A 9,597-nucleotide genomic window follows, 5' to 3' on the forward strand; every position below is an offset into this window, starting at 1 on the left:
ACCTGGCCCATCTCCCCAGGTGTCACACACCATCAACGCGCCTGCCAACACAAAGACACGCCGTTCGCGAATACACCTGACCAAGCCCTACTAGTGTCCTGCGCCGGAGATCCGTCGTTAGTACTGCAACGGTCTTTGCCGTGACGGTTGGGCAGTTTCTGGTGGTGTGTGGCCGCGTCGTTTGTAGTGGCTGGTGCGGGCTTGGTGTTGTCTGCGGCGGCGCCAGTTGGACCAGTGCAGGACGTGGTCGATGCTCGAGCGGGGACGGGTGAGCCGACTGATCAGCCGTCGGAGTTCGGGCAGGGTGAGGGGTACGAGTTGGGAGGATCCGTTTCTGCTTTCCCGGTGTCCAGCTCGCGGGCCCGCAGGACGGTGAGGCAGGCGTGGGTGGCCATGGCCAGGGTGATGTGCCGGCGCCAGCCGTCGTAGCGGCGGACCTGGTAGTCGTCCAGACCGCATTCCTGCTTGGCGGTCTGGAAGCATTCCTCGATCGCCCAGCGGCTGCCGGCAATGTGGATCAGCTGGTCGAGTGTGGTTCCGGTGGGGCAGTAGGCGATGTAGTAGGAGATCTCCTCGGGCCGGCGGACGCTGCGGCGGGCGATGACCCAGTGCTGTCGGTCGGGCCGGTGCCAGGGCCGGACTTCGACGCGGGCCCAGTCAAAGACGCGTGGTCCGTGGGCACCGTTGCCGCAGGAGCGGCGTTTCCACTTCTGCCGAGGTAGATCGTGGAACAGATCGTGGACGGGATGGTCGATGGCCCAGCGGGTGACGACGGTGTCGTGCCGGGTAGTGGCCATGACGTGAAAGATGTCGGCCTGCTCGAGTTCGTGCCGCCAGCCCTTGCTGTAGCCGTAGGCGGCATCCGCGGTCACCCAACGGAATGGGATGCTCTCCGCGATCGCGCGTCGGACCATCGCTTTCGCCATGGCGACCTTGGTTTCGAATCCGGTCGTGTCGTCGATGCCGGCCCGGCGGCACCGCTCGCGGTCATCGGTCCACGACGTGGGCAGATAGAGCCTGCGGTCGATCAACGTGCGGCCGCTGCCGGTGGCATAGGCGAGGAACACGCCGATCTGGCAATTCTCCGTGCGTCCCGGGGCCTGTATTTCAATTACTGCTCGATGTACGGGTGTTGGCGGGACACTGAGGTGTGACTGCGTGTGCGGCTGCTCAGGCTTCGGTTTTGGCTCTGAGGGCGAAGTTCGACCAATTCCTTCCTCATCTCGATGAGCGACGCCGGCGGATTTATCTGGCCAGCGAAGCTGCCGCGCTTGGCCACGGCGGGATCACGTTGGTGGCGGCCGCTTCTGGCGCCAGTGCGGCCACCGTCGCACGCGGCATCGCCGAGTTGTCCGGGCACCCTTTGCCGACCGGGCGGATCCGGGCTCCAGGAGCCGGCCGCAAGCCGCTGACAGTCACCGACCCCGGTCTGCTGCCCGCGCTTGAAGCTCTGATCGAGCCGCACACCCGGGGTGATCCGGTCTCGCCGTTGCGCTGGACCACACTCTCACTCCGTTCGCTGGCCTCTGCGCTGACCATGCAAGACCACCCGGTCAGCGCGGCGACCGTCGGACGCCTGCTGCACTCCCTGGGATACAGCCTGCAGGGCACCGCCAAGACCACGGAAGGCGCCAGTCATCCGGACCGTGATGCCCAGTTCACGCACATCAACGCCACTGCCGCTGCCTTCCTCGAGGGCGACCAGCCGGTGATCAGCGTGGACACCAAGGCCAAGGAGTGGCTTGGTAGCCGCGATCGACCCGGACGGACCTGGCGGCCGGGCAAGAACCCCATCCGTGTCGACTGCCACACGTTCATCACCAGTGACCAGCCCGTGGTCATCCCATACGGGATCTACGACATCGCTCGCAACACCGGCTGGGTCAACGTCGGGACCGACCACGACACGGGCGAGTTCGCGGTGGAATCCATCCGCCGCTGGTGGCAGCAACGTGGACGGGACGACCACCCGGACGCCGCCCGGCTGCTGATCACCGCCGACTGCGGTGGTTCCAACGACCCCCGCCGCTGGACATGGAAGAAGCACCTCGCCGCCTTCGCTTTGGAAAGCGGGCTCGAGATCACGGTTTGCCACTTCCCACCCGGAACATCGAAGTGGAACAAGATCGAACACCGGATGTTCTGCCACATCACCGCGAACTGGCGTGACAGGCCCCTGACCAGCTACGAGACCGTCATCGAGACGATCGCCGCCACGACCACCCGCGCCGGGCTCAGAATCGGCGCCGAGCTCGACACAGGCCGATACGACCTGGGCACCGAAGTGCCACCCGCCGAGTTCCATGCCCTGCCGATCACACCCCACGTTCTTCCACGGCGGCTGGAACTACACCCTGGCACCGGTCGCACCCCGGCTCCCCGCGAGCCGGCACCGAGCCGACAGCGGATCGATCCCGCCCTGACGGCAATGCTCAGCGACCCGGCCCTGACCGGGATGTCACGCTCCGCGTTCGACCGCCTGGTCGCCGTCTCGGAACCGTACTGGGACGCCCTGGCCGAGGCAGCATTCCAACGACGCTTCCACCGCCCACGCAGCTACCTCCACCCACAGATCAGCAGCCTCGACCACTACCACCGCCTACTGACTGCCCTGTTACGCCGCCGCCGAGCCGTCACCAGCACACTTCTGGCCCAGCTCCTGAACGTCACCCGCACCAACCTGTCCAACCAGTTCCAAGACGGCCACCGCCTCCTGGACCTGCACCGCATCGCGGTCACACCGCTACCCGGTACCCCCGCCCACACTGTCCCAACTCCGAGCCCGCCTACCGTCACACGGCGACACCTGCGCAGATCAACTCTGACAGTTATTCAGACGCAGGCCCCCGGACGGACGGAGAACTGCCAGATCGGCGTGTTCGCCGCATACTCCTCGACCGCGGGACGGGCGTTGGTGGACCGGGAGTTGCATCTGCCCAATTCCTGGACGAGCGATCCGGACCGCTGCCGCGCGGCCAAGATTCCCTGAGGACAGAACGTTCGCGCCCCAGGGCGAACTCGCCCGGTGCCTGGTCCTGCGGGTGCTCGCCTCCGATCTCCCCATCGCCTGGGTGACTGCTGATTCCGCCTATGGCCAGGAGTGGGGCATTCGCCGGATGCTGGAGGAAGCGTGTGTCGGTTACGTACTGGCGGTGCCGAAGTCGCAGCAGGTCAAGTCGCTGGCCTGGGCCTGGCGCATCGACCCGCTCATCAGTGAGGCACCCAACGACGCCTGGCAGCGGTTGTCGGCCGGGACGGGCCCGCGTGTCTATGACTGGGCCTCGGCCCAGTTGCCGGTCATCGACTTCTTCGAAGGGGATACATCCACCCATCGTCGGTGGGTGCTGGCCGCCGCAGCATCAAAAGGCCGGACGAGATCGCCTACTACCTGGCCTACGCACCTGTCCGCACGACCGTCACCGAGCTGGTTCGCATCGCCGGGTCCCGGTGGGCGATTGAGGAGTGCTTCCAAGCCGCGAAGAACGAGTGCGGGCTGGATGAGTACGAGGCCCGCCGCTACGTCGGCTGGTACCGGCACATCACCCTCGCCATGCTCGCCCACGCTTTCTTCGCCGCGATGGCCGCCGCGGCGGTCGAAAAGGGGGCCGACGAAACGACTCCGCCCACCTTGCGCCCCTCACCGTGGCAGAGATCCGAAGGCTCCTGGCAACTTGCCACTCCCGGCCAACACCCCAACAGCGCCGGCGGTCCGCCACAATGCCTGGCCATTGCCGCGTTCGCGTTCCTGTCACCCAGTCCAAGTGGCACAGAACAGAACCCGCCAGTGTGCCTGGAGCGTTCACTATCCGGACATTTGAGTACTGGGCTTCCGGTGCGCTATTGGGTAGCATCCACGCATTGTGGTGTTCGGTACCTCGTTCGGGGTGCTGCCGTTTACTGCTGGGAGTAGAGAGTTCTATGGAGATGTGCAGGCTCAGTTCAGGCGGCTGGACGCGCTAACCACCTCCCGGGGCTCCCGTCCTCCGCGTCCACCCTCCCTCCTGTTGCTCTAGCTAGAGGTTCCTGTGCGCCGAAGAAAATTATGCAGAAACGTTACTCTTGCGGTTGCGGTTGCGGTACTGGGCACCGCCTCGACGGTATGCGCCGCCGGGACGGCCCAGGCAGCAGACGTACCCACTATGACCGCCGATCCACTGAGTACCTGGCAGACCGACGGCATCGTGTGGTCTCTCGCCTACGCCAAGGGCGTCGTCTACGTGGGTGGCACTTTCGATCACATTCGGCCTCCCGGCGCAGCCCCAGGCAGCCAGGAGCTGGCTCGTAAGAACTTCGCGGCTTTTGATGCCAAGACCGGGAAGCCACTGGCATGCGCCCCGAAATTCACCGGGGGCAGCAACACCATCCGGGCGATGAAGGCCTCGCCCGACGGGTCGCTGATCTACATCGGGGGATCATTCAGCAAGGCCGGCCCTGTCGGACGCTCCAACACGGCCGCCCTCAAAACAGCTGACTGCACAATCGGAGCCAACTGGAAGCCCAAAGTGAACTCGATCATACGGGCGATCGACGTGACTGCGGACACGGTGTACATAGGCGGCCTATTTGGCACAGTCCAAGCGCAGACCCGCGAACGCATCGCCGCACTGCGACCCGACAGTACCCTGCTCCCCTTCCAGGCGACGGTCCGGGGTGCGTCGCACTACGACTCCGCGACGGAGGTCTATGCCATCACGGTTGCCCCGAAGCTCAACAAGGTCATCATAGGCGGTAATTTCACGCGAGTGAACAACACCGGGGTAAACGCGCTGGCCGGCCTGAACGCAACCACCGGCAAAACGGTAAATGCCTTCACCGACTATATTACCCCTGCGGTTACCGCACCGTACCTGCCCAAGTCGCGGGTCAAGTCGCTAGCCAATGACGGAACTAACTTCTTCGTCGGCGCCGAGGGCGCCTTCGACGGCCGGATAGCCGGCCGGCTGTCCGACGGCTTCCGCTACTGGACAGACAACTGTATTGGTGCCACCCAGGTCGTACTGCCCTACAAGGACGTCCTCTACAGCGGCTCGCATGCGTGGGATTGTCAGAGCACTCCGGGCGGATGGCATGGCGGATGGCTGGGGCCAGGCCCGACGGCCCGCCGTCAACACTTCCTGGCGCAGTCGATTTCGACGCTGCCGGACGGGAGCCGTTCACTGGCGCCAACCACGACGATACTGCCGTGGTTCCCGGACACCAATGACGGGATCGGCGAGAAGCTCGGGCCGCGCACGATGACCATGGGAGGCGGCGTGCTGTGGGCGGGCGGCGAGTTCACCACCGTGAACGGGAAACGGCAGCAGGGTCTGACCCGGTTCTCGGCCAGTCCTGACATTGGGACACCGCAGGTGCCCCTGCTAAGTGCATCGAGTCCTTCCAGCGGCAAGATCAAGCTGAACTGGAAGGCGTCGTGGGACCGGGACGACGGCACCCTGACCTACAAGATCTATCGGGACGGCGTGTATCTGACCTCTCTTAATCAGGACTCTCGCTACTGGAACCGACCCGCCATGAGCTTCACGGACACCGTGACACCGGGATCGCGGCATCGGTACTCACTCGAAGTCACCGACGGCACCAACGTCTCAGGCCGCAACGGTCCAATCTACGTTACGGCCCTACCTAGCGCTACCAATCAACAGGTCGCGATTCCTGCGTACTGGTCTCCGAAGACCGCTGATGGGGCCGCCAAGTTCAGTCAGTTGGCTAAGAGCTCCTCGGCCAACGGCATCGTCGTCATCAGCGGCGGCGTGCCCGGGCCGGAAGTCCCGTTCAACGCGACTTACGCACAGACCATCAAAAAGGTGCATGACTCTGGCAAGCGGGTTATCGGCTACGTCGACTCCGGGTTCTTGGGCACCCCGCCCTATAACGGGGCTCCACCAAGCTTGACGCGCAAGACGCGGACCGACGGGCCGGGCAAGGGCAGCAGTTCGCCGGAAGCCTGGTTCAAGCAGATCGTGCATGACATCGACGGCTGGTACCGCCTCTACGGTGAGTCCGGTGTCGACGGTATCTTCCTCGACCAGGCGACCCAGTACTGCGCCTACGCCCCCTCGTACGCCGCGCTCCGCGACCACATCAAGAAGCGCCACCCGGGCGCCTACACCATCATCAACCCTGGCCTCCCGGTCGACCAGTGCTACGAGAACGCTGCCGACACCATCATCACGTTCGAGGGCAGCTACGACACCTACCAACGCACCTCGCCCAAGGCATGGCAGCTGAACAGCGCTCACCCGGAGAAGTTCTGGCATCTCATCCACAACGCGCCGAACGAGACCGCAATGGCTGCCGCTGTTTCCCGCAGCAAGCAGCAGAACGCCGGATACGTCTACGTCACCAATGGCACAACAACCGTCGATCCATCGTCCGGCGACACTATCCAATCAGCGTGGGGAACGATTCCGCCCTACTGGAACAGTGAGCTGGCCGCCGCATCCGGCCGACCTCAGCCCTGACGGGTGTGTCCAGCTAACGACTGACCTTGGTTTTGTTGGGTCAATTGTCGCTGGGGGTCGGTGAGCCTTTCCAAGTTGTCCACTGATCGGGTGACGGTGGTGGGCTCTCGTAGCAAGCAGGGCCCTCGGACTGTTGAGCGAGATGCATGAAGTCTCAACACCGCAATCCGGGGGCCCTGTTGGTTCCTCATTGTGCCGTCCTTGATGTCCTGCACGCGCTCGGTGGAGTGGGTCACGATGCTGATCGTCCCCCGAGGGGGTGACCGCCGCTGCAAGCTGCCGCCCGTCCAGCGCGCCCTGGCTGCACTGCTGTACCTGCGTAGGAACGAAACCCCTGCAGCAGGGAGACCCACCAGGTTGTTTCTTGACGGCTTCACCTGCTGCGAAACTCCTTCCGCTATGCCGCCCGCCAGACACCTCAGGCGCTTAGCGTGTCAAGCTGCGGTGGCCAGTTCGATGGGGTAGGCGGTGTGTTCATTGAACAGGGTGCGGTTCTTGAGGCAGTGGTAGAGCTGGCCGAGCATGCGGTTGAAGAGGTTGCGCTGGGCTGCGGCGTGCCAATCGCCATGCTTGTCGCGTCGGCGCCGGTAGTGGGCCTTGGCTCCGGTCGAGGCGGTGATGGAGGAGAAGGCCCAGAGGTAGCCGACGGCATTGAGCCGGTCATTCTTGACCCAGCGACGGGTGATGCTCGACTTCTTGCCGGAGGCGCGGGTGATAGGCGAGGAGCCGGCGTATGCCTTCAGGCCGCGGGCGTCAGCGAACCGGCTGCGGTCGTCTCCGATCTCGGCGAGCACCCGGGCGCCGAGCTGGACGCCGAGGCCAGGGAAGCTGAGGATGATCTCAGCGTCCGGGTGCTGAGGGAACGCCTCCTCGACCGCCTCGGCGAGCTGGTCGGCGGCCATGCAGGCTGCTTCGAGCTGGACCAGGAGGGCGAGCATCTGCTGGCCGAGAGCGTCCTCGACCATCGGCGGCTGATGGGCCCAGTCGGCCCGGAAGACATCGCGGAGCCGTTCGGCTTCGGCTTCGATGCCCCGCTGACGGCCGGCGCGCTTGAGTGCGGCCTGGAGCTGGTTGCGTGTCAGCCGTGCGGCTCGGGTCGGCGTGGGGGCGGCCTTGAGGATCTCGTGGGCCTCACGTCTGCATAGACCATTGCGCCACGGGTCGAAGGCGGCCAGTGCGGACGGGTAGTACTCCCGTAGCAGGGAACGGAGCTGGTTGGAAATCTGCTGCCGGTTCCAGGTCGCGTCCTGCTGGGCCCGGGCCAGGACGGCGACGGCCCGGGCCAGGTCGGAGTCGTTGGGAAGCGGCCGGTGGGCGTGCATGTCGGTGCGCAGGATGTTCGCCAGGACGAGGGCGTCGCCAGGGTCGGACTTCTTGCGGGAGACGGAGTGCCGGTCGCGGTAACGGGCGGCGGCCATCGGGTTGATCGCAAACACCTGCCGCTTCCCTGCCCGCAGCACGGCGACCAGCAGGCCGCAGGAGGTCTCGATCGCGACCGGGATCGGGTCCTCCTCGGTGTCGCCGTACTCGGCGAGTAGATCGAGCAGGACCTTGTAGCCGGTCGCGTCGTCGGTGATGTGCCGCTTGGCCAGCAGCTGGCCGCTGTCGTCGACGAGAGCGACGTCGTGCGTCTTCTCCGCCCAGTCGATGCCGCAGTAGATCAAGATCCCTCCCGGTACTGCTGTGTGTTTGTACTGGTCACGAGCTCGTCCGGAACCACGCAGCGACCTAATCCCAGGACTCGACACATGGGTCGGTCCGCCACCTCAGTAGCTGTTCGTGGCACCAGCGCACCCCGCGGGCCTCGGTCTATGCGGGAGCTCATCGGCTCGGGCGTGTCAAGAGGTCACCGTGCGGCGGGCTCGCACCACCGACATCAACGAGTGATCAAGTTGCTGGTGTTGACGCCCGAAGGTGCCGGGCGTCGCCGCTCTGGCGGGAGGCCGTCAGGGCCGTGACTGGGACAGGCATCCGTCCGGCGCCCGCGGGCGTCACACCAGCAGGTGGCAGCCGGGGAGATGCCGAGCCGCGCGCGATCTCCGTAGAGGCATCGCATGCCCGGCTTACGAAAGGCGTCGTCTCGACACCCACCCCGACCGCCACCACGAGTACTGGGACCGCCCACCGATCTACGGGAAGGCGTCAAAGCCTGGATGGACCCAGATGTGACGACCCCGGCACTCTCGAACAGCCCGCCTGCCCTTCACAACGGCCAGACCGTCCTTACCCGGGGATTAGGACTGGGACAAGATCGCCAAGCTTCTGAAGCCCGTCTACACCGCGCCGACCGAAGAGGCATCCCTGGACAGGTTTGCCGAGTTCGCCGAGGTCTGGGGCCGGAAGTATCCGGCGATCGTGAAACTGTGGGAGAACGCCTGGGAGGAGTTCACCCCCTTCCTGCGGTTCGACACCGAAATCCGCCGCATCGTCTGCACCACCAACGCGATCGAATCGGTCAACGCCAGGATCCGCCGAGCGGTCAAGGCCCGCGGCCACTTCCCCAACGAGCAAGCCGCCCTGAAATGCGTCTACATGGCGATCATGTCCCTCGACCCCACCGGCAAGGGCCAGGCCCGCTGGACCATGCGCTGGAAGACCGCACTGAACGCCTTCGACATCACCTTCGACGGCCGCCTCTCCGCGGCCCGTCAGTAACCATCAACCCCAGTTACACCGCTCGTTTGACAGACCCGGGCCTGGACGTCCATCTGGTGCTGGACAATTACGCTACCCGCAAGACGCCCGCGATCAAGAAGTGGCTGAGGGCCCACCCGCGCTTCCACGTGCACTTCACCCCGACCGGGTCGTCTTGGCTGAACCTGGTAGAGCGGTGGTTCGCCGAACTCACCAGCAAACGGACACGGCAAGGCGCCCACAGGTCCGTGCAAGCACTGGAGAGGGACGTCCACGCCTGGATCGCCGCCTGGAACACCGATCCCAGCCTTACATCTGGACGAAATCCTCGAACGTCTCGCCTCATACTCTGAAGCAAATTCTCGACTCAGCACAACTAACTTGATCTTTACGACCTCGTGCGTCAGTAGCGGTGACGGCGGCTGACCTGGGTCGTTGGTCTGTGTGTGGTGGGGGTTGAAGCACGCAGGTTGATCATGTCGGAGCGTCGCGTCACGGGACT

The 9,597-nt window shown here is 65.0% G+C and carries 4 protein-coding genes and 6 pseudogenes; 8 read left to right on the top strand and 2 right to left on the bottom strand.

Features of this window, described 5'->3' with window-relative positions; all coding sequences use genetic code 11:
* Positions 1-281 precede the first annotated feature (281 nt).
* Positions 282-1,094 (bottom strand): annotated as a pseudogene (locus tag ABZ070_RS32645) (IS701 family transposase); the annotation flags it as partial.
* Between the two features lie 56 nt (positions 1,095-1,150).
* Here ABZ070_RS32645 and ABZ070_RS32650 point away from each other — a divergent pair.
* From ABZ070_RS32650 to ABZ070_RS32675, 6 genes and pseudogenes are all read left to right on the top strand, one after another.
* Positions 1,151-2,727: pseudogene (locus tag ABZ070_RS32650) on the top strand (ISAzo13 family transposase); the annotation flags it as partial.
* A 103-nt stretch (positions 2,728-2,830) separates the two neighbouring features.
* Positions 2,831-2,989 carry a transposase gene (locus ABZ070_RS32655; protein ID WP_356639222.1) on the top strand — a complete coding sequence of 53 codons (159 nt, stop codon included), beginning with the start codon at positions 2,831-2,833 and terminating at the stop codon, positions 2,987-2,989.
* A pseudogene (locus ABZ070_RS32660) lies at positions 2,955-3,113 on the top strand (hypothetical protein); the annotation flags it as partial. The gene ABZ070_RS32655 and the pseudogene ABZ070_RS32660, both read left to right, overlap by 35 nt.
* Positions 3,114-3,337: 224 nt before the next feature.
* Positions 3,338-3,910, top strand: a complete 573-nt coding sequence (locus tag ABZ070_RS32665) for a hypothetical protein (protein ID WP_356639218.1) — start codon at positions 3,338-3,340, stop codon at positions 3,908-3,910.
* Positions 3,911-4,139: 229 nt separating this feature from the next.
* The gene (locus ABZ070_RS32670; RefSeq protein WP_356639220.1) at positions 4,140-6,461 is read left to right on the top strand and encodes a spherulation-specific family 4 protein; all 2,322 of its coding nucleotides are present in this window, start codon (positions 4,140-4,142) and stop codon (positions 6,459-6,461) included.
* A gap of 179 nt (positions 6,462-6,640) precedes the next feature.
* Positions 6,641-6,800 (top strand): annotated as a pseudogene (locus ABZ070_RS32675) (IS5/IS1182 family transposase); the annotation flags it as partial.
* A gap of 95 nt (positions 6,801-6,895) precedes the next feature.
* On the opposite strand, the gene ABZ070_RS32680 reads toward ABZ070_RS32675, so the two are convergent.
* A complete protein-coding gene (locus ABZ070_RS32680) occupies positions 6,896-8,128 on the bottom strand; it encodes an IS110 family transposase (RefSeq protein WP_356639224.1) in 1,233 nt (410 codons plus the stop codon).
* 571 nt (positions 8,129-8,699) lie between these two features.
* Between ABZ070_RS32680 and ABZ070_RS32685 the strand changes: the two are divergent.
* Together ABZ070_RS32685 and ABZ070_RS32690 are read left to right on the top strand one after the other, a co-directional pair.
* Positions 8,700-9,116, top strand: a pseudogene (locus ABZ070_RS32685) (transposase); the annotation flags it as partial.
* A gap of 41 nt (positions 9,117-9,157) precedes the next feature.
* A pseudogene (locus ABZ070_RS32690) lies at positions 9,158-9,480 on the top strand (transposase); the annotation flags it as partial.
* Positions 9,481-9,597: the final 117 nt, after the last annotated feature.

Source organism: Streptomyces sp. NPDC006283 (genome assembly GCF_040613325.1).
Taxonomy (GTDB): Bacteria; Actinomycetota; Actinomycetes; order Streptomycetales; family Streptomycetaceae; genus Streptomyces.

Bases quoted from the DNA above. Each gene is read 5' to 3' on its own strand.
- ABZ070_RS32670 (WP_356639220.1), top strand. From the start codon at position 4,140: ATGACCGCCGATCCACTGAGTACCTGGCAGACCGACGGCATCGTGTGG.